General features: G+C 61.0%; 20 protein-coding genes. 6 read left to right on the forward strand and 14 right to left on the reverse strand.

Annotation, left to right across the window (positions count from 1 at the left end; translation table 11 throughout):
• Positions 1–10: 10 nt before the first annotated feature.
• From lspA to GOB86_RS04970, 4 genes are all read left to right on the forward strand, one after another.
• Positions 11–493 carry a signal peptidase II gene (lspA, locus tag GOB86_RS04955; protein ID WP_165991318.1) on the forward strand — a complete coding sequence of 161 codons (483 nt, stop codon included), beginning with the start codon at positions 11–13 and terminating at the stop codon, positions 491–493.
• A gap of 55 nt (positions 494–548) precedes the next feature.
• Positions 549–1070, forward strand: a complete 522-nt coding sequence (locus GOB86_RS04960) for a DUF3035 domain-containing protein (protein WP_165991319.1) — start codon at positions 549–551, stop codon at positions 1068–1070.
• A 15-nt stretch (positions 1071–1085) separates the two neighbouring features.
• Positions 1086–3023 (forward strand): DNA mismatch repair endonuclease MutL, encoded by a 1938-nt coding sequence (gene mutL, locus GOB86_RS04965; protein WP_242012506.1) that lies wholly within the window; start codon positions 1086–1088, stop codon positions 3021–3023.
• Positions 3024–3139: 116 nt separating this feature from the next.
• Entirely contained in the window at positions 3140–4660 is a 1521-nt protein-coding gene (locus tag GOB86_RS04970) for an NADH-quinone oxidoreductase subunit M (RefSeq protein WP_165991261.1), read from the forward strand.
• Positions 4661–4677: 17 nt separating this feature from the next.
• On the opposite strand, the gene GOB86_RS04975 is transcribed toward GOB86_RS04970, so the two are convergent.
• From GOB86_RS04975 to GOB86_RS04985, 3 genes are all read right to left on the reverse strand, one after another.
• Complete coding sequence (locus GOB86_RS04975; RefSeq protein WP_165991262.1) at positions 4678–5577, reverse strand: EamA family transporter; 900 nt, start codon at positions 5575–5577, stop codon at positions 4678–4680.
• Between the two features lie 64 nt (positions 5578–5641).
• Positions 5642–7666 carry a DNA topoisomerase IV subunit B gene (parE, locus tag GOB86_RS04980; RefSeq protein ID WP_165991263.1) on the reverse strand — a complete coding sequence of 675 codons (2025 nt, stop codon included), beginning with the start codon at positions 7664–7666 and terminating at the stop codon, positions 5642–5644.
• Between the two features lie 94 nt (positions 7667–7760).
• Positions 7761–8279 (reverse strand): hypothetical protein, encoded by a 519-nt coding sequence (locus GOB86_RS04985; protein ID WP_165991264.1) that lies wholly within the window; start codon positions 8277–8279, stop codon positions 7761–7763.
• A gap of 390 nt (positions 8280–8669) precedes the next feature.
• On the opposite strand from GOB86_RS04985, the gene GOB86_RS04990 reads away from it, so the two are divergent.
• Positions 8670–9209, forward strand: a complete 540-nt coding sequence (locus tag GOB86_RS04990) for an Ig-like domain-containing protein (protein ID WP_165991265.1) — start codon at positions 8670–8672, stop codon at positions 9207–9209.
• A gap of 83 nt (positions 9210–9292) precedes the next feature.
• Here GOB86_RS04990 and GOB86_RS04995 read toward each other — a convergent pair whose 3' ends face one another.
• Complete coding sequence (locus GOB86_RS04995; protein WP_165991266.1) at positions 9293–9742, reverse strand: RrF2 family transcriptional regulator; 450 nt, start codon at positions 9740–9742, stop codon at positions 9293–9295.
• 153 nt (positions 9743–9895) lie between these two features.
• Between GOB86_RS04995 and cysK the strand changes: the two genes are divergently transcribed.
• On the forward strand, positions 9896–10882 hold the full coding sequence (gene cysK / locus GOB86_RS05000; RefSeq protein WP_165991267.1) for a cysteine synthase A: 987 nt from the start codon (positions 9896–9898) through the stop codon (positions 10880–10882).
• 93 nt (positions 10883–10975) lie between these two features.
• Here cysK and GOB86_RS05005 read toward each other — a convergent pair whose 3' ends face one another.
• The 10 genes from GOB86_RS05005 to gltX form a co-directional block, all read right to left on the reverse strand.
• Positions 10976–12202, reverse strand: coding sequence for an OmpA family protein (locus GOB86_RS05005; protein ID WP_194301088.1), 1227 nt, complete (start codon positions 12200–12202; stop codon positions 10976–10978).
• A 130-nt stretch (positions 12203–12332) separates the two neighbouring features.
• On the reverse strand, positions 12333–12674 hold the full coding sequence (locus GOB86_RS05010; protein WP_165991269.1) for a DUF1491 family protein: 342 nt from the start codon (positions 12672–12674) through the stop codon (positions 12333–12335).
• Positions 12675–12682: 8 nt separating this feature from the next.
• Positions 12683–14446 carry a S41 family peptidase gene (locus GOB86_RS05015; RefSeq protein ID WP_165991270.1) on the reverse strand — a complete coding sequence of 588 codons (1764 nt, stop codon included), beginning with the start codon at positions 14444–14446 and terminating at the stop codon, positions 12683–12685.
• A complete protein-coding gene (locus GOB86_RS05020) occupies positions 14436–16490 on the reverse strand; it encodes an RNB domain-containing ribonuclease (protein ID WP_165991271.1) in 2055 nt (684 codons plus the stop codon). Before GOB86_RS05020 ends, GOB86_RS05015 begins: the two co-directional genes overlap by 11 nt.
• 3 nt (positions 16491–16493) lie before the next feature.
• Positions 16494–19241, reverse strand: a complete 2748-nt coding sequence (gene topA / locus GOB86_RS05025; protein WP_165991272.1) for a type I DNA topoisomerase — start codon at positions 19239–19241, stop codon at positions 16494–16496.
• Positions 19242–19270: 29 nt separating this feature from the next.
• Entirely contained in the window at positions 19271–20485 is a 1215-nt protein-coding gene (gene dprA, locus GOB86_RS05030; protein WP_165991273.1) for a DNA-processing protein DprA, read from the reverse strand.
• 33 nt (positions 20486–20518) lie between these two features.
• Entirely contained in the window at positions 20519–21160 is a 642-nt protein-coding gene (plsY, locus tag GOB86_RS05035; RefSeq protein ID WP_253543662.1) for a glycerol-3-phosphate 1-O-acyltransferase PlsY, read from the reverse strand.
• Positions 21160–22452 (reverse strand): dihydroorotase, encoded by a 1293-nt coding sequence (locus tag GOB86_RS05040; RefSeq protein WP_165991275.1) that lies wholly within the window; start codon positions 22450–22452, stop codon positions 21160–21162. Before GOB86_RS05040 ends, plsY begins: the two co-directional genes overlap by 1 nt.
• Positions 22449–23390 (reverse strand): aspartate carbamoyltransferase catalytic subunit, encoded by a 942-nt coding sequence (locus tag GOB86_RS05045; RefSeq protein WP_165991276.1) that lies wholly within the window; start codon positions 23388–23390, stop codon positions 22449–22451. Before GOB86_RS05045 ends, GOB86_RS05040 begins: the two co-directional genes overlap by 4 nt.
• Entirely contained in the window at positions 23383–24789 is a 1407-nt protein-coding gene (gene gltX / locus GOB86_RS05050; protein WP_165991277.1) for a glutamate--tRNA ligase, read from the reverse strand. The genes GOB86_RS05045 and gltX overlap by 8 nt, the downstream gene beginning before the upstream one ends.
• Positions 24790–24792: the final 3 nt, after the last annotated feature.

Genomic DNA, 24792 nt, shown 5'->3' on the forward strand with positions numbered 1-24792 from the left:
CAGGCCGTTCATGCTCCGGCCAGCAGGCATTGGCCTGCTGGTGCTGATGCTGGTTCTGTCTGTGGATCAGTTGAGCAAATTCTGGATTTTGTACGGGCTGGACCTGCCCGCCCGTGGCTCTGTTGCAGTGTTGCCGTTCCTTAACTTTACCATGGTCTGGAACCATGCCGTGACATTTGGCATGTTTGGCGGACTTGGTGGCGCTGGGCGGATTGTGTTTTCCGCTGTGGCAATGGTAGTAGCTTGTTGTCTGCTGGTGTGGATGGCCAGAACCCCCAGCAGGTTGACGGCAGCGTGCGTGGGTGCGGTAACCGGCGGCGCCATAGGCAACGTAATTGATCGTGTGCGCTATGGGGCCGTGGTGGATTTTTTGCATGCCCATGCATTCGGTTGGTCTTGGTATGTATTCAACGTGGCTGACTCCGCTATAGTATGCGCGGTATGCGTCTTGTTGTTGCAGAATTTTCTGTCTGATGGACAGCGGACATCTTAGGCATAAGCAGCCCGCGCCAGAGCGCGCGGTTTTCAGGATGAGTGGAAGGCAGATGATAGTGCGCCGTGTTTCGACCCTGATTTCTCCGGTGCTGCTGGTAGGCGGCTGCATGATGCTGAGCGGCTGCTCCGGGCATGAGGCCGCCGAGGCCTTCGGCCTGGAACGGAGCATGCCAGATGAATATACGGTGACAACACGCTCACCGTTATCCATGCCCCCTTCGGAGGAGCTGGTTAAGCCCAGCAAAGGGGATGAACGCACGCACGATGAGAGCGAACGCCTGCAGGCGCTCGAAACTCTCTCCCCCGATGTGGCTCTGCGCGGCACTAATGGGGATACCAGTGAAGGCCAGACCATTCTGGTCAACGAGGCCACAGCCGCCTCTGATGAACCCGATCAGGGTGAACTCGGTGCCGCTGGTTCGGGCTTTGTGGAGCAGTTGATGTTCTGGAAAGGTGGCAAGGCAGGGGGCGTTGTGAACGCGGATGAGGAAAACCGTCGGCTCAAAACCAATGCGGCCCTTGGTGCCTCGCCCACCAAAGGCGTTACCCCGACCCAGCACCCCAAAAAGAAGTAGGGTACGGGTCTGACCATGTCAGACCAGCCTGATCAGGTGGTCATGCCAGGTGGTGTGCCTGACCACCCGCATGTGCGGCGGTTGCCCGAAGTTATTGTTAACCGCATTGCTGCGGGCGAGGTGATCGAACGCCCCGCCGCCGCCGTAAAAGAACTCATAGAAAACGCCATAGACGCCGGAGCCCTCCGGTTGGACATCTCGCTTGATGGGGGCGGGGTGGAGCGCATGATCGTGACCGATGATGGCGTTGGCATCTCCCCCGATGATCTGACATTGGCGGTTGAGCGGCATTGTACCTCCAAATTGGGGGACGAGACGCTGGTGCACATCAACACCCTCGGTTTTCGGGGGGAGGCGCTGCCGTCCATCGGGGCTGCGGCACGGTTGAGCATTACCTCCCGCCCCAAGGGGGAAAGTGGCGCATGGCGTATCCGGGTTGAAGGGGGCAAAACCTACCCGCCCGAACCTGTTGCCGGGGCATATGGCACCAGTGTTGTGGTCGAAGACCTGTTTTTTGCCACCCCGGCCCGCCGCAAGTTTTTAAAAAGTGCCCGCGTGGAAGGCCGCCACGTGGAAAGCGTTGTGCGCCGTCTGGCATTGGCCGTGCCCCAGACTGCCTTCCGCTTTGTGCTTGATGGGCGCGAGGTGCTGGACCTGCCTGCGCAGGATATGGCTGCCCGCGCGGCTGCGCTGCTGGACGCCAGCGAGGCCGATGGTTTTTTGAACATAGCAGGCGAGCGCGAGGGAATGACCCTGAGCGGCTTTATCTGCCCGCCGTCGGTCCATCGGTCCACGGCCAATGGGCAGTTCATGCTGGTTAATGGGCGGCCTGTGGTGGACCCGGTGCTCAAAACCGCCGTGCGCGTAGCTTACCGTCGGGTGATTGAGCCGGGTCGTCACCCTGTGGTTGCACTCATGTTAACGGTGCCGCCTGAACAGGTGGATGTAAACGTCCACCCCGCCAAAACCGAACTGCGCTTTGCGGATGAAGCGGCCGTGCGCTCGCTGGTTATCGGTACACTCCAGCGTGCGCTTGAACATGGGGCAGGGGTTGCGGGTGTACGCCCTGTTCTGTCCTCCGCCCCAAGGGCGACCCGTATCTGGTATCCGCCCGAGCAGGGGCAGATGGCTCCCCAGCCAGCCCCTGCCTACCCCGCTGCTCCGCAGACCTCCGGCATGGCCGAACCGCGCCTGATGTTTGGCGATGCCCCCTTCGCGCGGACCCTGCCTGTTCCTCCCACGTCTTTTGCGCCCGGTGGGGCTAATGCGCCGCAGGATGCTCGGCTGGCCGGGGGTATGGTTGGTGCGGGTAACCCCTTTGCGCAGGTGGAGGAGGCTGGCGGTGCGCGGTTGGATCACCCGCTGGGTGCTGCGGTGGCGCAGGTGCTGGATACGTATATTCTGGCCGTAGCGGCGGATGGGTCTTTGGTCTTGGTGGACCAGCATGCTGCCCACGAACGGCTGACGCATGAACGCCTGCGGGAGCAGTATCTGAGCGGGCGCGTGCAGGCCCAGCGTCTGCTTGTGCCCGATGTGGTGGAACTGCCTCGTGTGCAGCAGGACCTTCTGCTTGCCCGCCAGCCCATGCTGGAAAGACTCGGGGTGGAAATAGAAGAGTTTGGCGGCGGCTCTATTCTGGTCCGCGCTCTGCCCGCCATGCTTGGCAGGAGTGATGCAATCAGCCTGTTGCGTGATCTGGCGGATGAGCTGGAAGCGGATGAAAATGGTGCGCCGGACGAAATGGCATCCCTTGATGGCAAGCTCGATGCGGTGATCGCCCGTATGGCCTGCCATGGCAGTATTCGGGCGGGCAGGCGGCTTACGCCGGAGGAAATGAATGCCCTGCTACGGCAGATGGAGGCCACACCCCGCGCGGGTACGTGCTCACACGGGCGGCCAACATGGCTCAAACTCAGCCGTAATGATCTCGAAAAGTTGTTTGGCCGCCGTTAGCTCTACTGCGCCGCAGGGGGCGTGATCGGCGGAACGTGAACAGCCCTGCGCTGGCCTCCCACGGCAAAAAGGCGCAGTCTTAAAAAAGTGTCATTAAACCCGGATGGTGTGAAGCCGTGCAGCCAATCCTGCTTTCGCTGATAACCTATCTTCCTCTTGCAGGCGCGGTTGCGGCCTTCCTTTGCCCCGGTCATGGACCGGAGCGGGATCGCGCGGCCCGCTGGCTGGGGTTGTGGACTACGCTACTCACTTTTGGGCTGAGCGTGCTGATGTGGGTCGGCTTTGACCCCAGCCAGCCCGGCCTGCAATATGAAACCCGGCTGGGCTGGCTGAGCGATTATGGTATTTCGTACCATACTGGCGTGGATGGGATCAGCCTGGTCTTTATTATGCTCACCGCTTTTCTTACGCCTCTGGCGTTGGGGGCGGGTTGGCGTAGCGTGCAAACGCAGGGGCGGGACTTTGTGGCGGCTATGCTGCTGCTGGAAACGGCTCTGTTCGGCCTGTTTTCCGCGCAGGATCTGGTTCTGTTTTACGTCTTTTACGAAGCAACACTTATTCCGGGCTGCCTGATGATCGGAATATGGGGTGGGGCCAAGCGGGTCTGGGCGTCGCTTCAGTTCTTCCTGTTCACCTTTGGTGGTTCGCTGTTCATGCTGGTCGGGCTGATCACCATGTGGCTGCATGCGGGCACGACCGATATTCCAGCCCTTATGCATGCGGGTTTTTCCCATTCGTTGCAGGGCTGGCTGTTACTGGCTTTTCTGCTGGCTTTTGGCGTCAAGCTTCCTCTCTTCCCGCTCCACGCATGGTTGCCGGATGCGTATACGGAGGCCCCCACACCAGCATCGGCTATGCTTTCGGGCGTGTTGTCCAAGACGGGGGCTTACGGGTTGCTGCGCTTTGGTGTGCTGATGTTCCCCGATGCAGTACGCCAGTTTGCGCCTTATGTGCTTGCTCTTGGTGTAGTGGCCATTCTGTATGCGGCATTTGTTGCATTTGCCCAGACGGATATGAAGCGGCTTATCGCGTATTCCTCCTTCTCCCATATGGGCATGATCGCGGTTGGTCTGTTCACGCTGACGGCGGAAGGGATTGATGGCGCCATCTTTCAGATGCTCTCCCACGGTGTGGTTATTGCCGCGCTGTTCTTCTGTGTGGCGGCCGTGGCATGGCGGGCAGAAACGCGCGATATTGATGCACTGGGTGGTGTAGCCAAGCAGATGCCCGTACTGGCCCTGCTGGCCATGTTGTTCACCATGGCCAATGTGGGTCTGCCCGGCACAGGCGCTTTTGTGGGCGAACTTCTGGTGCTTATGGGGGCCATCCATGTGTCCATCTGGGTGGCGCTGCTGGCGGGTGGCACCATGATTATGGGCGCGGTTTACATGCTCTCGCTGTACCGTCGGGTTCTGTTCGGCAGTGTGCGCGGCACGGTTGGTCTGTTGCGTGACCTGACTGTGGGTGAAATTGCAGTGCTTGCACCGCTGGCCGTGGTTACGTTGTGGATGGGTGTGCACCCCGGGACCTTCACCCGGATTTTTGATCCCATGATCATGCAGGCCGTGCATGGGAGCGGGGTGAGTGTGGCGTCTTCGGCCATGCATGGCCCGGTTTTGCATCTAGCCAGCCGCTAAGCGGGTTGGCGGACCGATTATTCTGGAAGAATCGGTCCGTCTGGCGCTGTGCTTTTGCCACTTCGGGGCATCAGCACGGTGCCGACAGACGCCAGAACCACACATAAAATACCGCACAATCGCAGAAGGGATGGAACCTCATGCAGCAATATGGCACCAGCCAGCGCTGCGGAAACAGGTTCCAGACTACACAGCACGCCAAATTCGCGGGCGGACAGTTTTTGCATGGCTTGCATTTCCAGCGTGTAAGGCAGGGCGGACGAACACAGGGCAACAACAACGCTCAACCCCAGCAAAAGGGGAGCATGCAGCCCAACCCACAGGGCAGGGATGGTGCAGGGCACAAAAACAGCAGCCCCACCACACAGCATACCCAGTGAACACGCCTGACCAGACGGCAGCTTACCTGCAATGTTACGGGCGAAAATAATATATAGCGCCCAGAAAATGGCAGCCAGCAAAGCAAACATAATGCCAATAAGATCGGGGCGTACGGCTGATTCCGGGCGGAGCAGCAGCACAAGCCCCAGCACGGTCAGGCTTGTCCACACCACATCGCTCCAGCGCCGGGTATGGATGAAGGACAGAACAAGAGGTCCGGTAAACTCCAGCGCTACAGTCGTGCCCAACGGCAACCGCCCGAGCGAGAGATAGAAAAAATAGTTCATGCCCGCCAGAGACAGCCCATAGGGCAGTACCAGCAGCAGCACCCTGCGCGAGAGGCTGTGCCAACTGCGGAAGAACAGCATGAGCATGATTGCGGCAAAAAAGGTGCGCAGCCCCACCATGCCCGCAGCCCCAAAAGCGGGGAACAGCATTTTGGCATAAGATGAACCAAATTGCAGGCAGAGCATGCCGCCCACAACCTGTAGCAGTGCGGACAAACGCTCCCTGACAGAAAAAGTGGGCGTGCTCATGGGCTGCTCACATTATGGCGGGGCGTGGAATATAGGGGCACCCGCGGTTGAGGAGGTCGCTGGGTCAGATATCCAGCAGTTCATCAACCGAGCGGGCATGTTCCTGAATAAAGGCAAAACGGAGTTCGGGTTTGCGGCCCATCAGGCTTTCTACCCGCTCACGCGTGCTCAAACGGTCTTCTGGTGGGGCAACCACGCGCAGCAGAGTGCGGGTGCGCGGGTCCATTGTGGTTTCCTTCAGATCCGCCGGAGGCATTTCCCCCAGCCCTTTAAAGCGGGAGACATCAATCTTGCCCCGCTTTTTGCTCAGGACTGCCATTTTGCGTTCCCTGTCCGCATCATCCATGGCGTACACGCTGTGCGCGCCCTGTGTCAGCCGGTATAGCGGGGGCTGAGCCAGATACAGGTGACCGTTGCGAATAAGCTCGGGTAGCTCACGGTAGAAGAACGTCATGAGCAGGGAGGCAATATGCGCGCCATCCACGTCCGCGTCGGTCATGATAATCACGCGGCCATAGCGCAGTTTGGTCAGGTCAAACCGCTCGCCCGAGCCACAGCCCAGAGCTTCTATCAGGTCACGCAGTTCCTGGTTGGCACGTAGCTTTTCCGTTGTGGCGCTGGCCACGTTCAGAATTTTGCCACGTAGGGGAAGAACGGCCTGTGTTTCGCGGTTGCGGGCCTGTTTGGCGGACCCGCCTGCCGAGTCCCCTTCCACCAGAAAAATTTCGGTATCGGGGGCGTGTTCCTTGGTGCAGTCGGTCAGCTTGCCGGGCAGGCGCAGGCGGCGGGTCGCACTTTTGCGCGGTGTGTCCTTGAGTTCGCGGCGGCGCAGGCGTTCTTCCGCCCGGTCGATGGCAAAGCTGAGCAGCGAATCCGCCTGTGCGGGGTTTTGGGCCAGCCAGTGGTCAAACCGGTCGCGCAAGGCTGTTTCGAGCAGCTTGCTGGCCTCTGCCGTGGTCAGTTTTTCCTTTGTCTGGCCTTGGAACTGCGGGTCCCGAATAAAGGCGGACAGGCGGGCGGCAATCATGCCCAGTATGTCTTCTGCTGTAATGCTGGCCGCTTTTTTTATGGAGCGCTGGTCGCCCCATGCACGCAGGCCCTTGAGCAGCGCATTGCGGAACCCGGTCTCGTGCGTACCACCCTGCGGAGTCGGAATGGTGTTGCAGTAGGAGATCAGGGACGCCGCACCACTTTCCAAAAAGGCGACGGCCCATTCCACCTTGCCGTTGTCCGTTCCATCCGCCTGTGGGGGTAGGGGCGCCTCCCCCGACCAGAAGGGGGTGAGCAGGGGTGCGTTGGGGCCAAGGTCATCGGCCAGACTATCGGCCAGACCACCGGGGAAGTGCAGAACAGCTTCGGTCGGGGTTTCATCCCCCGCCTTGATCAGCGTGGGATCGCACGACCAGCGAATGGTCACACCACGGAACAGGAACGCCTTGGAGCGGCAGAGTTTGTACAGGCGGACGGGCACAAAAACATGCGTGCCAAAAATTTCGGGGTCGGGCTGGAATGTAATCTGGGTGCCACGCCGGTTGGGGGCTGCTCCGGCTTTTTCCAGCGCGGTTACGGGTTTGCCGCGTTCATAAGACTGCTGCCACAAGGTGCGGTCCCGCGCGATTTCCACATCCATGCGTGAGGAAAGGGCGTTGACCACGGATGACCCAACACCGTGCAACCCGCCGGATGTGGCGTAGGCTTTGCCCGAGAACTTACCACCGGCATGCAGTGTGGTCAGAATAACTTCCAGCGCCGACCGGTCGGGAAAGCGGGGGTGCGGGTCAACGGGAATACCCCGCCCGTTATCACGGACCGAAAGGCGGTTGTCCGGGGCCAGATGTACGTCAATGGTGTTGGCGTGGCCTGCCACCGCCTCATCCATCGAGTTATCCAGAATTTCGGCGGCCAGATGGTGCAGCGCACCTTCATCCGTTCCGCCAATATACATGCCGGGCCTGCGGCGGACTGGTTCCAGCCCCTCCAGCACCTCAATGGCGCTGGCGTCATACGCCTCGTTCTCCGGCGCTTTGGGGCGGGCGGAGGCACTGGCGGACTTGCGGGGCGGTGTGGGGGCGGAAAACAGATCGCTCATGCGGGAAGTCTGTCCCGCTTTGGCGTTGATTCGTCAAGCACCAGAGGCAGCCCGGACGTTAGATGCCCGGTATGCCGCCTGTGGTTGCGGGCCATTACGCGGCCTTGTGGGTGGTCCGGCGGCGTACGGGAGCGCGTGTGGTTGTGGGGGCTGCACATGTTTCAAACGATGCGGGCTGGGTGACATCCTTGGCATCGGAATAATTGGAGAGGTCTTCCCCGTTATCCAGCGCGTTCACTTCATCAAACATGGCCATGCGCTGCTGGCAGAAGATGGTACCAGACTGCAAACCCTGCTCGGACTGCACGTTGGCGAGCTGGGTAATGTAGTCATCATGTTCACGCTGTGCGCTGCGGCCGAAAGTGGAGCGGAAGTAGCCGTTCAGCTTGTCTTCCTCGTTCAGCAGAACGGTGCGGAACTTGGCGACAAACGCATTGTAGCGGTCCTGCGCACTGCACGACAGGGCTGTTACCATCAGCTCGCTTTTAAGGCCCTGCACGTTGAATGCTTCATGCGCGGGGGAATGGCCGCACGGACTGGCGGCAAAAGTAACGGAACCATGCAGAACGCCCGCGGCAAGAACACCCGCGGCAAAAAGACGGGAAAGGAACATACGGTAGGACCTCCGACAGATGCTGCACAACGCAATAGCCTATTCAGGCAGGAAAGAAACGGCCTAATTTGTCATACCGTCATTTCCCAGCAGGGGGCTCATGGCAGGATTATGCATATATGGCCGTGTCCTGCGCTGGTCGTGATAGGGCTGTGTTATGGCTAAACGATGTTTTTACTTTTCCCTGCCTGTCAACAAACAGGCAGGGGTGCCAAAAGGAGCGGGCCGGGCCTCTTCCTTCCTGCTGCTGGATGATTTAAAGGCAAGGACGACTCATGCGGCGTTATGGCGTGTTGCGCTGGTCTGGCCAGCGGGCAGAGCTTAACCCTTTAACTAAATGGAACGCGCTGGGTTATGGTTGATTTAACAAGAATGAAGCGGAGCTGTGGAGTGCGCTTACGAGGAATTGCCGGGCTGACGCTAACTGCTGGCATGCTTGCCGGCTGCGCGACAACCGTGGGCCCTGTCCATGTCGGATCTCCCAATCCGTTTGGGTATCTCAAAAAATCTGCCGTGTGCAGCACAACCCCCATCAAGAAAGAGGCTGACGGCCAGCTTTCCACCACCATGACGGTCCGCTCCGATGGTGGTCTGTGCGAAGTGCTCGTCTCCCAGCCTGATGGGAAGCCTTACCTGACATTCGGGGCCGCTCCGGCTCCCGAACATGGCAAGGCGTTCCTGTATTCGCTGGATAACGACACGCACGTAACCTACACCCCCACGCAGGGTTACGCGGGGCAGGACAAGTTTACGGTTATCCTTATCCCCGGTCCCGGCCAGCAGCGCACCCATCTTACGGTTACAGCGCAGGTGGATGCCACAGGCGTGTTTATTCCACACCCTGCGGTGACCGCCCCCGTTCCGGCCGCGCCGGAAAAGAAGGCAGTGACCAAGCGGGCGGTCCGTCCGGCCAAGGCCAGCAAGAACTAAACTGTTCTTATAGGTTCAATAAAAAAGCGGTGCCGTTTGATGCGGCACCGCTTTTTTTATGCCCACTGAACAGGGGCTGAAAATCAGATGGAAAAAGTAATGGGTTCGCTCTGTGGGCGCTTGAGCCCAGCGTCTTCCGCCTGACGGACCAGTTCGTCCAGTGTGGTCTGGCGCATCTGCTCTGTCAGCTTTGTGTCAAAGCCGCTCCAGCAGGGTTCAATAACCTTGTGGAAGAGGGGGCCTTGCGGGCCATCGCTGCCTTCGGGGTCCTCGTTCAGGACGGCTTCAATAATATTGATCAGGGTTACATCGCGGCGGGGGCGGCCCAGCCGGTAGCCCCCACGCGGGCCACGAATGCTTTCCAGTAGCCCCGAGCGTGAGAGTGCTTGAAGCAGCGGCTCGATCCCCCGGCGGGCCAGCCCGGAACGCTCGGCAATATCTGCGGCACTGACCGCATTGGAGCGTCCTGCGTGGAAAGCAACGTCCAGCATGATGAGAACAGCGGTCATTGCTCTGTCACGACGAAGAATCATGCGCAAGGTCCTTCCTGCTTGGCTTACGGTCTGGCGTATGATGTGCCAGCCTTGCTGTGTTGTGTGCTTATAGCAGGGGAATGCCTGTTTATCTACGTTGGAAATTCGTATTATAAGACAGTTGAACATATAAACAGTTCAGGTAGGGACCAAATGCCATCAACAACGCACGATAACGAGGGTTACGGCTTTGCAGCGCCTCGTGGGAGAGTTTACGACTCGGTTTTGAATGTGGTGGGTGGAACACCTCTGGTCGCCCTGCCGCGCATTATGCACGAAGACAAGCTGACAAGCCGCGTGCTGCTCAAGCTGGAATTTTTTAATCCACTTGGCTCAGTCAAGGACAGAATCGGCACAGCCATGGTGCTGGATGCCGAGCGTAGGGGCAAAATTACCCCCGGCCGCACCCTGCTGGTGGAACCTACGTCGGGGAATACCGGGATCTCTTTGGCATTTGTAGCCGCTGCCCGTGGGTACAGGCTGATTGTCACCATGCCCGAGGGTGCTTCCATCGAACGGCGGCGCATGGTGCGGCTGATGGACGCACAGGTGGAACTGACCCCCGCGCGCCTTGGCATGGCAGGTGCGATCGCCCGTGCGAACGAAATCCTGGCTGAAACACCAGACGCGTGGATGCCAGACCAGTTTGATAATCCGGCAAACCCTGCGGTGCATGCCGCGACCACGGCGGAAGAAATCTGGATTGATACGGCAGGCAAGGTCGATATTGTTGTGGCTGGTGTTGGCACCGGGGGTACTGCAACCGGGATTGCAGAATCGCTCAAGCCCCGGCGCAAAGGCATACAGGTCTTTGGGGTGGAGCCAGCGGAAAGTGCCATTCTGAACGGGGATGAACCCGGCCCGCACGGTATTCAGGGAATTGGTCCGGGTTTTTGCCCCGCAACGTTGCACCTTAAATCTTTGGATGGGGTACTGACCGTTTCCGAGCGTGAGGCCATTGCCGCCGCCAGACGCTGCGCACGTATTGATGGTATTCCCGTTGGTATTTCCTCCGGGGCGGCGCTGCATGCGGCGTTGCAACTGGCCCATAAAAAAGAAAACGCAGGCAAGACCATTGTTGCCATAGCGCCATCTTTTGCTGAACGTTACCTCTCCACGTCCCTCTTTTCGGGTCTGTAAGCACCAGCCGGCATATGCAGGCTGGTTCAGGCCATAAAAAAAGCCCGCCTCAAATGGGGCGGGCTTTTTTAGGACAGGGGAAAAGCCTGTCTGTTAGCGGAAGAGAATTTCCACACGCCGATTCTGGGCTTCCTTGGTGTTCGGGCCAGTCTGCACAAGCGGGTGCGTGTCGCCGTAACCATGAATATCAATGGTGGAGCCAGCAATCCCATCCCGCATCAACTCGGCTTTAACAACCGTTGCGCGGCGGATGGAGAGCTTCATGTTGTATTCTTCGCCTGCCTTCTCGCCCGGATGGGCGGAGGAATTGTCGGTGTAGCCCGAGACTGTAATGCGGGTCAGAGCTACATGGGCCGCTGCCTGTGCGGCTTCGTTCACAATGGAACGTGCCCTGTCGGTCAGGTCGGCTTTATCCCAGTCAAAGAACACCAGATAGCTGCGTGCGGCCTGCGGGGCAGGGGCCAGAACATTGGCAACTGGTGGGGGCGGAGGTGGCGCGGGATTAAATTCGTACCGCAGACCCAGCATCATGGAATGGTTGAAGTCTGTGACGGTCTTGTGGGTGCCGCTGATGGTACCAACGCCCGTGGCCGCCTGAATGCCACCAATGTTCCCTGTGGAGGTCACACTATGGGATTGCGGGCCAAACATGGTCCAGAACCGGTATTCCGCGGTAGCCGACAGGCCAACAACCCACGGTACGGGGAAGGAAAGACCAAAAATGCCCTGATAGGTGGCATTACCGTACGTGCCACCAATACGCTGCGTTGTGTTGCCAGAGCCATTGCTCCCGACAAGCGACGCATTGGTGGAGGTCCAGCCATAGCCAACACCGGCCCCAAAATAGGGGAACAGCCATGGCTTGCCGATGTCCAGGTCAAACAGCGCATTAACCATAACGCCGTAGGTCTGGCGTCGGCCATCCCCTTTTGTGGCCAGTGTGCTGGTCACAAGGCGGTTATAGTCCATATTGCGGTAATTGCCTTCGACCTCAACACGAAAACCGTTGCCAAGGCCCCAGCCCACCGAGCCGATTCCAACAGCGCCAGCTTTCCAACGGTCACGACCGTCAGGGAAGTGGGCTGTGCTTTTAACGCGCTGGTCCTGGTTAAGGGTCCCGCCACCTTCCCCGGCAATATACAGCCCCTGAACAGGCTGCGCGTGCGCTGAGACGGCGGACAGCAGGAGGCCAGCCGCAAGCGGCGCAGAAAGCAGCGTTTGCGCAAGCAGTATACGGCGCGGCTTCATGGTCTTCTCCCTGCTGTGGCAAAGGTTGTGCGATACATCACGTATGGCGTTTGATGGTACGAGGGCACACATGCCTGCCTTCTTTGCTGTAAAGTTGTGTATGACGCAACAGGCAGAAGCCAGAGTTTTCCCAAACTTGTGGATTTTATGCGTCATAAATACCGCAGGCGTGTGGGTTAAGCCACAATACCTACCTTTCTTGTCAGATCAGTATTGCTTCAAACGGAGGGCTGAAGTCCAAAGTTTCAATTTCCAGCACCCATAAATCCGGGTCGTATTTGAGTTGCCGGTCAACATAGGCCTGAATCTGCTCCGCGCCTACGGGTGTTGTTCCCGTGCCACGCAGCCATGCGGCCTCACCTTGTGCCGTGCGGGTCTGGGTGAGCACAATACCCTCTCCGTTTCGGCCGAGTAATATAACCAGAATCCCCCCGGCATCCGGGTCACCCTTACGTAGCAGCATGGCCGAGCGTCCATCCAGCCCGGACTGGCGGAGGAGGGCGCGGGCGACAAGGTCGGTACGCAGGCGTGGGGGAGGGGTCATGTCATCATTCATGGTGCGGCGGAAATCTGGGGGGCCGGGGCTGCGTCATCTGGAATGGCGGCTATGGCGGTTTTGTACCATGCCGGATGGTTAATCAGGTCGCGCGCCACGCTTACGTCCCGGTCATTGCCCAATGCCGCCGGACATGCCTTGCGAATGGCCAGAATACTGGGGACGGTCAGCGGGTAACGCGCCGCGCGTGAGGCGGTTATGGCCGCCTGATTGGCCAGCTTGCCGCTGGCCAGCGTACGCAGGGCATGGGTTGTATCGGCTTCCCCCAGACTGGTGCAGATCTGCGGCATAACGCCCAGTCCCTGCAAGGGCCAGTGCAGGGGAGCAATCACGCGGCTCCATGTGACAAACAGTTCGCCCTCATCCGGGAGCTGCGCCACGGTCTGCACCAGCCCCTTGCCCAGTGTTGCACTGCCAATGACCACGGCACGGCGGTGATCGGCCAGAGCGGCTGCCAGAATTTCCGCGGCACTGGCGGTGCGTCCGTCAACCAGAACGGCAATGGGCAGACCGTTGGTCATGTCCCCCCCCTGCACGGCCCAGATATGGTTGGACTGTGGGTCCCGTCCACTGGTTACGGCGGCAACGCCGTGGTCCAGCAGCAATGCCGCAGCGGTGACAGCCTGTTGCAGTACGCCGCCCCGGTTGCCCCGCAGGTCTATGATCAGACCCCGCAGGTTTTTGTCCTGTGTGGCCTGATCGAGGTACTGGCTCATTTCCTCCGCTGTATCGGAGGAAAAAGCCGTAACCCGGAGTACTACAATGGGGCCGCTGGCAAAGGCGAACACGGTTTCTGGCGGCACTTTGGAGCGGCGTAGTGTTACCGTATGTCCGCGCCGCCGACCGGGGGAGAGCAGGCGCAGGATAAGGGCGCTGTCTTCTGGACCACGGAGCCATTCTGTAACGGTTGCGGCGGACTGCCCTGCCGTTAACTGGCCATTAACGGCAATAATCCGGTCCCCTGTATCAATCTCGGACGTCCATGCCGGGCCGTTGGCGTTAATGGCGGATACAACAATATGCCGCCCGTTCTGGGCCAGCGTAATGCCTGCGTCGGCCTCCCCACCTGTTCGGGCCTCACGGTCGGTACTGGCCGAGGATGGACCTATGTAGCGGGAATAGGGGTCCAGATGATTGAACAGTTCATCAAAAAACGCCTGTAACAGATCATCGCGTTCAGCCGAGCGCACGGCAGCGGAATGGGCACGTGCGGCTTCCAGAAAATCGGTGGCCAGTCTGGCCCAGTCATCCACATTGTCCGCCGGTGGCGCCGGGCGGGAGAGCAGGGGCAGAGGGCCTGAGAGCAACTGAATGTTGGTGCCACGGGAATCGAAGGTCAGTGTGGGGTCCAGCGCTGTCAGGCAGCCTAGCCCCCATAGGGTAAAATCCCGGCTGCTGTGGGGCTCAAGCGTGCGGGGGCCTAAAAATTCCAGTGCGGTGGCAATAACGGAATGCACAAGCGGCATGTCCACCGCCGGAGGGGGCGGGGGAGCTGGCACATCGGGCAGGGCAGGTGTTGTGGGTGCCGCGTTGGCTGTAGCCGGGAGCGGCTCGGCCGGTGCATCTGCCCCAACTGGCGCACCGGAGGGTGCGGGCTGAGGGGTTGCTGGCGGTGGGTTGGGTACGGGGGCACCATTACCACTCTGGGCATGCAGCGTGGCTGGCTGGCACAGCAGCAGAATGGCCAGCATAACGCCGGGCACGAGCAACTGGTGCTGCACAATGGCCCGAACATAGCGGAAGGGAAGTTCAGCTCGCATGGGTGGGGGACGCCAGTACGGACACGCCACGCGCCGGGCAGGTTGCCAGCAGAACTGCCATAAGCAGCGCCCCGTTCTGGATAAGGGGCGTGTAGCGCGCGGCAAGGCCGCTGTACGGCGAGTCGTCATTCATCCTTGCGTAATCCGGAAAAGCAGACCAGGGCAGCAAAGACGGAGTTCCAGTTTTCGTCAATCGCACGCAAAGGCCATGCCGTGTTGTTGTGGTGGCATGGATGTTCACGTTTTGCCCTATCTGGGGAACCAGAAAGGCCGCCGTCAGCCGATTTTGGCAATCCTGAACGCTTTTTCCGGCCCGTCGCTCGGTAAAATTAAGGTGCGACGCGAGCGCATAATCCTGCGTGCGCGGTGGCGCGCAGGCCACAGCAGGGGCGGTTTTATCCGGGCCAGCCCTGCTTGCGCACCATGCGCTTATGGCTCTGTGCGCCACCAGATCGGCATAGCGCCGGATGGGGCTGGTAAAGTGGATATACAGCGGCAGACCAAGCCCGTAATGGCGGCCCGGCACGGCGCTGTAACGCGCGGCGGGGCGGGGGAGCATGGCCGTAGGAGCGGGATGGACCCTAAAAGGCACAACCAGCCGGTTTTCGTGCGCAATCCGGGCAGCAAGTGTGTTTGCCGCGATCATGAAGCTGGCAACCAGATCGTGGGTTGCAAGGCGCTCGCGCGGTAAAAAGGCAGCAGGCTGCCCATCGGGGTGGAAGGTGATGGCCCAGGCATCTTCATCCAAACGCATGGCGCCGCGTTTGGTTGCATCCTTGTCCAACGCATGGCTTGCAGCCATGAGGGTTGGCAGCAAAGTTGTGGGCAGGGCGTGGACCGGGTGTGTGGCGGGCAGGGCTTTGCCGTCCAGCGCTGCCTGTGCATCCCGGTAGGTCAGGCGGGCCGCACTGCGCATGATGCCGCGCCCGATTGTGCTGCCCAGTATCTGCCCTTCATGCGTAATCTGTATATCGGCAAACAGGCAGAGCCTGTCCTGCCCGGGCCGGAGCGAGCAGGCATTGGCCGACAGGCTGGGGGGCAGCATGGGCACGGTCCGGTCGGGCAGGTAAATGGACGTCCCACGCGTGCGGGCCTCCACATCCAGTGCGGAGCCACAGGGCACGTAGTGGCTGACATCGGCAATGGCAATAACAAGGTGAAAACCCGTATCGGTCGCCTCCGCCCATATGGCGTCGTCAAAGTCCTGAGCGGTTTCATCATCAAGCGTTATCAGGGGCAGGCTACGCAGGTCGCACCGGTTGGCGGGGGCGGGCTGGTCGTGTCCGGCCGCAGCCAGTTCGGCCACGTGCTGCCCCTCCTGCTCCGCTTCGGCAGAAAAACTGGTGGGTATGGCGTGCGTAAGCAGGCTGAGCTGGCTGGCCATGCCAGCGGCAGCCGCCCGGCCGTAGGGTATGGGGCTGTCTGCGGCCAGTGTGCCGTCGGGCATCTGGCGCAAGGTGGCCATAACCACTTCCCCCGGTTCTGGCAGGGCATGCTGTTCTGGTGCGGCCAGAGGGAATGTACCCGCAATATGGGGGTTGCACGCCCATAATTGGTCCAAAGGCGCGCCATCGGCCCCAAGAGCGCGGGAAAAGGCAAGGGCTTCCTCGGTGCGTACAAGCAGGCGTTCGGCCCGGGCCTCCCGGCGGCGGGCACCACAGGCGGGGCGCAGGCGGACCAGAACCATATCGCCGGGCAAAGGGTATGGCAGATCTGGCGCGCGTGTGGTGATGACAACAGGTGTTGCTGCCTGGGCATCGGCCAGTATGCCGCATGGCGTACCATCATTGCGGATATGGGTTATGCGCGCGCGTGCGGTTTCTGGCAGCCCGATGGAGGTTTTGAGGCGTCCTGCTGGCAGGTCCAGCAGGTCTCCGCTCAGGGCCATGTCGTGCAGTATGGACTTAAGGCGCGCCTTGTCCCGGATGGGGCGGTCAAATGCGCGGAGCATGTCGCTCAGCCCAACAGGGACAACCCCGTCCAGCAGGAAGGCCCGAAGTGCTGCGCTGGAAGGAAGGGCAGCGACTTCAGACCTGCCGGGCATGGGTTATTCAGCCTTTTTTTTGCGCGGAGTGGTGGTGGCCTTACGGGCCTTGGGTTTGGCGGGGGCCGCATCGCCTTCCGTGGCGGTGGCGGCTTTTGCCTTGGTGGTTTTGGTCGCGCTCTTTGTGGTGGTCTTGGCTGCGGTTTTGGCTGGAGCTTTGGTGGCCGTCTTGGCTGTAGTGGTTTTGGCCGCAGCTTTTTTCTTGGCGGGTGCCTTTTTGGCTCCGGCCTTGGCCTTGAGCGGCTTGCCCTTATCCGCCAGCAGGGCCACGGCCTCGTCCAGCGTGACTGCGTCCATGTCTGTGCCACGTGGCAGGGTGGCTACAAACTGGCCGTGCTGGGCGTAGGGGCCAAACCGGCCCTTGCGCACCATAACGGGTTCTCCATCCTTGGGGTGGTTGCCCAGATTGCGGATGGAGGCCAGCTTTTTGGCCAGAGCATCCACAGCACGGTTCAGCTCCACGGTCAGGACGTCGTCATCCTTGTCGAGCGAGCCATAGACCGCGCCCATTTTAACGAAGGGGCCAAATCGGCCCAGACCCGCTTCGATCGGCTCACCCGTTTCGGGGTGCAGGCCCACAAGGCGGGGGAGGGAGAGCAGGCCGACAGCCTGATCCAGCGTAATGCTGGCTCCGTCCATGCCTTTGGGCAGGGATGCGCGGCGGGGTTTGGCTTTTTTGTCCTCAGGGTCCGGCTCGCCCTGCTGCACATACAGCCCCCACGGGCCTTGGCGGACCGTAATGTCCTCACCCGTTTGCGGGTGCTGGCCCAGTAGGCGCATGCCGTCCTTGAGTGCGGCACTGCCATCGCCATCTTCGGCACTTTCGGCTGTCAGCCTGCGGGTAAACTGGCATTCGGGGTAGTTCGAGCAGCCAATGAACGCGCCGTAACGGCCAAGCTTAAGCCCAAGCCGCCCTGTGCCGCAGGAGGCGCAGTGCCGTGGGTCCGATCCATCCGCGCGAGGTGGGAAGAAGAATGGCCCAAGGTCCTTGTCCAATGCGTTGAGCACATCGGTAATGGTCAGTTCCTTGGTGTCACCCACCGCCTTGGAAAAATCGTGCCAGAAGGACGCCAGAACTTCCTTCCACTGGGCCTGACCGTCCGAAATATCGTCAAGCAGTTCTTCCAGACTGGCCGTAAAGCCCGTGTCCACATACCGTTCAAAAAAGGACACGAGGAACGCGGTGACCAGCCGCCCACGGGCTTCTGGCACAAAGCGCCGGTTTTCAAGCTGCACGTAGCTGCGGTCCTGCAACACGGTCAGGATGGAAGCGTAGGTGGAAGGGCGGCCAATGCCCAGCTCTTCCATCTTTTTAACCAAAGATGCCTCGGAATAGCGCGGCGGCGGCTGGGTAAAGTGCTGCTCCGCTTCCACACCCTCACGCTTGAGCGGGTCTTTCTCGTGCATGGGGGGCAGCATGCGGGAATCGTCATCTGCTGCGGCTTTCTCGGTATCATCGCGCCCTTCGCGGTAGAGTTTGAGAAAACCGTCAAAGGTAATGATCGAGCCGTTGGCGCGCAGCACGGTCTGGCCGGAGGGGCCTGCGATGTCCACCGCCACCTGGTCCAGCGTTGCCGATTCCATCTGGCTGGCCACAGCACGCTTCCACACCAGTTCGTACAGGCGGCGCTGGTCGTTGTTCAGGTAGCGGGCCATGGACTCGGGTGTGCGCGAAATATCGGTCGGCCGAATGGCTTCATGCGCTTCCTGCGCGTTTTTGGCCTTGGATGTGTAGTGGCGGGGCTGGGCGGGTACGTAGTCCGCGCCAATCTTGCTGCCAATATGGCCGCGTATGGCGTGGACCGCCTCCTGCGCCATGGTCACGCCATCGGTTCGCATATAGGTGATCAGACCGACAGTTTCCCCCCCCAGTTCCATGCCTTCATAGAGCTGCTGGGCGGTGCGCATGGTGGTCTGGGCACTCATGCCCAGCTTGCGCGATGCCTCCTGCTGCAAGGTGGAGGTGGTAAAGGGTGGCTGCGGGTTGCGCCGGACCTTGCGCCGCTCAATGGAGCGCACGCTCAGTTCTTCGGCTTCCACCGCGCGTTTGGCGGCTTCGGCCAGATCAGCATTGCTCAGGTCGAACTGGTCGAGCTTTTTGCCATCCAGATGGGTCAGCCGTGCGGTAAAGGGCGCGCTGCCAGGGGTCAGCAGGGATGCAATAACGCTCCAGTATTCGCGCGGTTTGAAAACCTCAATCTCCGCCTCACGCTCACAGATCAGGCGCAGGGCAACGGATTGCACCCGCCCCGCACTGCGCGACCCCGGTAGCTTGCGCCACAGCACGGGGGAGAGGGTAAAGCCCACCAGATAATCCAGCGCGCGGCGGGCCAGATAGGCCTCGATCAGCGGCAGATCAAGCTCACGCGGGTGCGCCATGGCGTGTTTGATGGCACTTTTTGTAATCTCGTTAAACGTGACACGCTGCACGTCCACGCCTTTGAGCGCATTACGCTCCTCCAGCATGGCCCGCACATGCCACGAAATAGCCTCCCCTTCCCGATCCGGGTCAGTGGCGAGGTAGAGATGTTTGGCACCCTTGAGCGCCTTGATAATGGCGGCAACTTGCCTTGTACCGCGGTCATCGGCCTGCCACTTCATGGCAAAGCCTTCATCCGGCAGAACGGACCCGTCTTTGGGCGGGAGGTCGCGCACATGTCCAAACGATGCAAGCACCGTGTAGCCATCGCCCAGATATTTGTTGATCGTTTTAGCCTTGGCTGGGCTCTCGACCACAACAACGTCAGTCATACTCTCTCCGACCTGCCCGGAAGCAGCACTTACCTACTCGTTTCTGCCTGCCCGTTAGTTAGCCCAACGCGACCATCCTGATAGGTGGTCACCTGACCTGACAGCTCAAGCTGGGTGAGCGCGGCCAGAACGACAGAAGCCGAGAACTGGCAGCGCCTTATAAGATCGTCAACAGCTACGGGTGTAAAGGACAGAAGGTCAAGCAGTTGCGTGGCGGGGGAAATGTGCGTGTTCTGGTCGGCTGATAAAGTTGGAGGGTTGTCCGTAACTAACTGTTTTTGTGTATTATTTTTAAAAATACTCTCATCTTCAGATGTGGTGGCGGAAGGGGGGAGAGATGCAAATAGATCAGGCATGGATTTTGTGCGGCTCAGGCCCAAAGCCGGGTTCTGGGGGGTGGTAAACGCAATGTGCGGCAGAATATCCGCGGCGCGTTCGGTCAGAATAGCTCCTTTGCGCAGCAGGTCGTTGCTGCCCCTGCACCTTGGATCGAGCGGGGAACCGGGTACGGCAAATACCTCGCGCCCGTAATCGGCGGCCATACGTGCGGTGATCAGCGTGCCAGAATGGGGGGCCGCTTCCACCACAACACAGCCAAGGGCCAACCCCGCTATAAGCCTGTTCCGGCGCGGAAAGTGGCGGCCTTGCGGGGCTGTGCCAAGAGGAGCTTCGGTTACGACCGCACCCATTTGGGCAATCTGGTCCTGCAAGGCAGCGTTCTGGGGGGGGTATGGGCAGTCCAGCCCGCCCGCTATGGCGGCAAGGGTTAGCCCCTGTTTGTAAAGGGCTCCCTTATGGGCGGCACTATCAATCCCCCGCGCAAGGCCGGAAATAATGGTCAACCCGGAGTCGGCCAGTTCGGTTGCAAGGCTTTCGGCCAGCCGCAACCCTTGGGCGGAGGCGTTGCGCGCGCCCACAATGCCAATGCCCGGCTGGCACAGGCAGGCCGGGTTGCCCAGAATACTCAGCACGGGTGGTGCGTCAGGGATGTGCCGCAAAAGGGGCGGGTAGTTGCCGTCCAGCAGGGTCAGGAACTGCCCGCCAAGGGCCAGAGTCGCGTCTATTTCGCGCTGAATGCTGTCTGCCGGAGGAATGGCGGGGCGGGTGCGGCCTCTGGTGGGCAGGCCCGGCAGGGCGTCCAGTGCCGCAGCGGGGGTGCCATACTGCGCCACCAGCCGTTGCCATGTGCGTGGGCCGACATGTTCGGTCCGTGCAAGCCGCAGGGCCGCGAACAGGTTGTTCATATTCTGGGGTGGTCCAGCCGGCGCAAAGGCCGGTCAGTCCTTTTTCTGGCCAATGCGGGACTCGGTGCCCCGGAGAATACGGCCAATGTTTTCATGGTGGCGGGCAATGACCAGTATGCTGATCAGGAGTGTCGCCATGGGCTTGGGGCTGGCCTGAAAGGAAAAGCCATAGAGGGCCAGAATAACAACCGGCATGGCCACAAACGCAGCCAATGCCCCGGCGGAGGAAATGCGAGATGCCTTGGCAACACCCAGCCACACAGCGCACCCCACCAGCCCGGTAATGGGGGAGAGTGCAAGCAGTGCCCCCAACCCGGTTGCAACGCCCTTACCTCCCCGAAAGCCCAGAAAAATGGGAAAACAGTGCCCCACCACCGCAGCCAGAGCAGCAAGGGAGGCTGTGTGGTCTGAATAATCGGGTGAGGTCATGACCCAGGCGATCAGCACGGCCAGAAAGCCCTTGGCCGCATCCAGCCCCAGAGTGGCGGCCGCAAGGTCCTTGCGGCCGGTGCGCAGGACATTGGTCGCGCCAATATTGCCCGAGCCAATACTACGCAGGTCGCCCGCACCGCCAAGGTTGGTCAGGATCAGCCCGAATGGCACGCTGCCCAGCGCGTAGCCCATGAAGGCCATGGCCGCCATAAGCCACAGCACGTAGGAGGGGAGTTGCCCGATCATGCTGCATCCGCCTCATACACGCGTTGTCCGGCCTTCCATGTGCCTAGCACACGGCCTTCGAGCGGGCGGCGATCGAACGGGGTGTTCTGCGCACGGCCGGGGAGTTTGCCCGCAGTCACCAGCCAGCTCTGTTCGGGGGCGAACAGACACAGATCGGCCATGGCCCCCACGGCCAGCGTGCCGCCCTCCACACCCAGCAGGCTGGCGGGGCGGTGGGTCAGCAGGCCAAGAGCCTGTGGCAGGCTCAACGTGCCGTCATGCACACGTGCAAGGGTTACGCCCAGCAGCGTGACCATACCCGTGCCGCCTGTTGCGGCCTGCGCAAAGGGCAGGCGTTTGTCGTCCGCATCACGCGGGTGGTGGTCGGAGGCAATGGCGTCGATCGTGCCATCGGCCAGCCCCGTGCACACGGCCAGCCGGTCCGCCTCGCTGCGGAGGGGAGGGGAGAATTTGGCGTAGGTTCTGAAGTCGCCAATCGCGTTTTCGTTCAGGTCAAAATAGGGGGGGGCCGTATCGCATGTGACGTTCAGTCCCCGCGCCTTGGCGGTGCGGATCAGGTCCAGCCCTTCCCCGGTGGAGACGTGGCCAAAGTGCAGGCGCCCCCCGGTTAGTTCCGCCAGACGGATATCACGCGCGATCATGATCGATTCGGCGGCGGTGGGAATGCCCGCAAGCCCAAGCCGCGTGGCCAGCGCGCCCGATGTGGCACAGCCCGACCCCGCCAGAGACGGGTCTTCGGGGTGCTGGACCACCATGGCGTTAAAGCCGCTGGCGTAAGCCAGGGCCAGCCGCATAAGACGGGTGGGGTCTATGGCGCGGTTGCCATCGGTAAAGGCTACGGCACCGGCCTCATGCAGCAGGCCAATTTCGGCCAGTTCCTTGCCTTCGCACCCTTTGGTCAGGGCACCGTAGGGCAGAATGGTCACGGCCCCGGTTTCTTCCCCGCGTGCGCGGAGCATGCGGACCAGAGCGGGGTTATCAATGGCGGGTTTGCAGGTCGGCAGCACCGCAATGGTGGTAATGCCCCCAGCGGAGGCAGCCCGCGTGGCGGAGGCTATGGTTTCGCGGTATTCATAGCCGGGTTCGCCAATTTCCACGCGCATGTCCACAAGGCCGGGGCAGAGCACCGCACCTTGGCCATCTACACGGGTTGCCCCTTCGGGTAGGTCCTGCGCGCCGGGTTTGTCTATGCCTGCAATCCGTCCGTTCTGCACAACAAGGCGGCCGGGCTGGTCCAGCCCGGATGCGGGGTCGATCAGGCGGACATTGTCAAAAACAACGGTGGTCATGGATTTTGCCTGCTGCGGGTTAGACGGTCCAGAACGGCCATGCGCACGGCCACACCCATTTCCACCTGTTCCTGAATGACGCTCTGGTCGGAATCGGCAACGGAACTGTCAATTTCCACGCCCCGGTTCATGGGGCCGGGGTGCATGACCAGCGCGTTTTTGTGCGCAAGGTCCAGCCGCCTGCGGTCCAGACCAAAAAAGCGGAAGTATTCGCGCGCGCTGGGGATCAGCCCGGAGGACATGCGCTCGCGTTGCAGGCGCAGCATCATCACCACGTCCACATCGCGCAGGCCGTCTTCCATGCTGTGGTGGATGTCCACCACAAGCTGGCCAAGGTTGCCCGGCACCAGTGTTGGCGGGCCAACAAGGCGCACGGAACTGCCCATTGTGGTGAGCAGGTGAATATTGGAGCGCGCCACGCGTGAGTGGGCGACGTCTCCACAAATGGCGACTTTAAGGCCCCCAAGGGTGCCATGGTGGCGGCGGATGGTCAGCGCGTCCAGCAGGGCCTGGGTTGGGTGCTCATGCATGCCATCACCCGCGTTCACGACCGAGGCTTCCACCTTGCGCGCCAGCAGGGCCGGAGCGCCCGACTGGGAGTGGCGGACCACCAGCAGGTCGGTGCGCATGGCGTTCAGGGTTGCTGCGGTGTCCAGCAGGGTTTCCCCCTTGTTCACCGAGGACTGGGCGACGGACATGTTGATCACATCCGCCCCCAGCCGCTTGCCTGCCAGTTCGAAGGAAGTCCGCGTGCGGGTGCTGTCTTCAAAGAACAGGTTGATCAGGGTGCGCCCGCGCAGCACGTCGCGCGGGACCTTGCGGGAGCGGTTGAGCAGGGCGTAGCTCTCGGCCAGATCCAGCAGCGGCTCGATCTGGTCTGGCGTCATGCCCTCCAGCCCGAGCAGATGCCGGGTGTGGCGGCCGGGAAAGCTAGCCATGCAGAACGGCTCCTATTCTGGCCAGTGTTTCGTCCCGGCCCAGTGCCTGCAACGTGGCATCGATTCCGGGGGAGGAGTTGGAGCCGGTTACAGCCGCGCGCAGTGGCTGGGCAACCTGCCCGAGCTTGTGCCCCCCACGTTCGGCAAAGGCGCGCAGGGCGGCGTCTATGTTTTCGGGGCTGAAGGGTTCAACCACGGCCAGATCGCGCGCAAGTTCACCCAGCAGGGCGCGGCCTTCGGGGGTGAGCAGTTTTTCGGCCTTGGCGTTCATGGGCAGGGGCACATGGCGGCCGAGGAAGGCGGCGTTCTCGGTCAGTTCAACCAGTGTGCGCGCACGTTCCTTAAGGCCGGGCATAAGGGCCAGCACACGCGCACGCGTGGTTTCGTCCACCGTCACGCCGTCTACTTTTTTCAGGCGGTCCATTACGTCGTCGGTCAGGCGCACGTCATCGGTCTGGCGCAGCCATACGGCGTTGATGTGGTCCAGCTTGGCGTAATCCATGCGCGAGGGGGCGCGGCCCACGCCATCAATGTCGAACAGTTTGATCTGTTCCTCGCGGGAGAGGATTTCCGCATCCCCATGTCCCCAGCCCAGACGGAGCAGGTAGTTGCACAGGGCTTCGGGCAGGTAGCCCATATCGCGGAATTCCACGACCGACTGCGCACCGTGGCGTTTGGACAGTTTGGCGCCATCGGGGCCATGAATAAGAGGGAGGTGGCCAAAGCGCGGCAGGTCCCAGCCCATGGCGCGGTAGATCATGGCCTGACGGAAGGTGTTGGTCAGGTGGTCATCCCCACGGATAACGTGGGTAATGGCCATGTCGTGGTCATCGACCACCACGGCGTGCTGGTAGGTGGGGGTGCCATCGGAGCGCAGGATGATCATGTCATCCAGCTCAATATTGGCGACGCGCACTTCGCCCTGCACCAGATCGTCAATAATGGCCTCGCCTTCACGCGGGGCTTTAATGCGGACAGCAAAGGGGGCACCGGCTGGGGCTTCGGCGGGGTCGCGGTCGCGCCACAGGCCGTTATAGCGCGGGGGCTTACCATTTTTCATGGCGTCTTCGCGCATCTGCTTAAGTTCTTCTGGCGTGCAGTAGCACTTGTAGGCCAGACCTTTTTCAAGCAGTTCCAGTGCCACCTCGCGGTGTCGGGCCTCCCGCGTGGACTGGAAGACGGGTTCCTCATCCGGCGTAATGCCCATCCAGTCCATGCCCGCAAAAATTACATCTACGGCCTGTTGGGTGGAGCGTTCGCGGTCGGTATCTTCAATACGCAGGAGGAATTGACCGCCATGGTGACGGGCAAAGAGGAAGTTGAACAGGGCTGCGCGGGCGTTGCCAATATGCAGCAGGCCTGTCGGACTCGGAGCAAAGCGTGTGCGGATGGTCGTCATGGG

It is taken from the genome of Acetobacter lambici (assembly GCF_011516885.1).
GTDB lineage: Bacteria > Pseudomonadota > Alphaproteobacteria > Acetobacterales > Acetobacteraceae > Acetobacter > Acetobacter lambici.

Excerpts from the sequence above, each read along its gene's own strand:
- parE (WP_165991263.1), bottom strand. The coding sequence starts at position 7,666 with ATGAGCGATCTGTTTTCCGCCCCCACACCGCCCCGCAAGTCCGCCAGT.
- mutL (WP_242012506.1), top strand. The coding sequence starts at position 1,086 with ATGTCAGACCAGCCTGATCAGGTGGTCATGCCAGGTGGTGTGCCTGAC.
- topA (WP_165991272.1), bottom strand. The coding sequence starts at position 19,241 with ATGACTGACGTTGTTGTGGTCGAGAGCCCAGCCAAGGCTAAAACGATC.
- GOB86_RS05020 (WP_165991271.1), bottom strand. The coding sequence starts at position 16,490 with ATGCCCGGCAGGTCTGAAGTCGCTGCCCTTCCTTCCAGCGCAGCACTT.
- lspA (WP_165991318.1), top strand. The coding sequence starts at position 11 with ATGCTCCGGCCAGCAGGCATTGGCCTGCTGGTGCTGATGCTGGTTCTG.
- GOB86_RS05045 (WP_165991276.1), bottom strand. The coding sequence starts at position 23,390 with ATGGCTAGCTTTCCCGGCCGCCACACCCGGCATCTGCTCGGGCTGGAG.
- cysK (WP_165991267.1), top strand. The coding sequence starts at position 9,896 with ATGCCATCAACAACGCACGATAACGAGGGTTACGGCTTTGCAGCGCCT.
- GOB86_RS04995 (WP_165991266.1), bottom strand. The coding sequence starts at position 9,742 with ATGATTCTTCGTCGTGACAGAGCAATGACCGCTGTTCTCATCATGCTG.
- GOB86_RS04985 (WP_165991264.1), bottom strand. The coding sequence starts at position 8,279 with ATGTTCCTTTCCCGTCTTTTTGCCGCGGGTGTTCTTGCCGCGGGCGTT.
- gltX (WP_165991277.1), bottom strand. The coding sequence starts at position 24,789 with ATGACGACCATCCGCACACGCTTTGCTCCGAGTCCGACAGGCCTGCTG.
- dprA (WP_165991273.1), bottom strand. The coding sequence starts at position 20,485 with ATGAACAACCTGTTCGCGGCCCTGCGGCTTGCACGGACCGAACATGTC.
- GOB86_RS05010 (WP_165991269.1), bottom strand. The coding sequence starts at position 12,674 with ATGACCCCTCCCCCACGCCTGCGTACCGACCTTGTCGCCCGCGCCCTC.
- GOB86_RS05040 (WP_165991275.1), bottom strand. The coding sequence starts at position 22,452 with ATGACCACCGTTGTTTTTGACAATGTCCGCCTGATCGACCCCGCATCC.
- GOB86_RS05015 (WP_165991270.1), bottom strand. The coding sequence starts at position 14,446 with ATGCGAGCTGAACTTCCCTTCCGCTATGTTCGGGCCATTGTGCAGCAC.
- GOB86_RS05005 (WP_194301088.1), bottom strand. The coding sequence starts at position 12,202 with ATGTGTGCCCTCGTACCATCAAACGCCATACGTGATGTATCGCACAAC.
- GOB86_RS04975 (WP_165991262.1), bottom strand. The coding sequence starts at position 5,577 with ATGAGCACGCCCACTTTTTCTGTCAGGGAGCGTTTGTCCGCACTGCTA.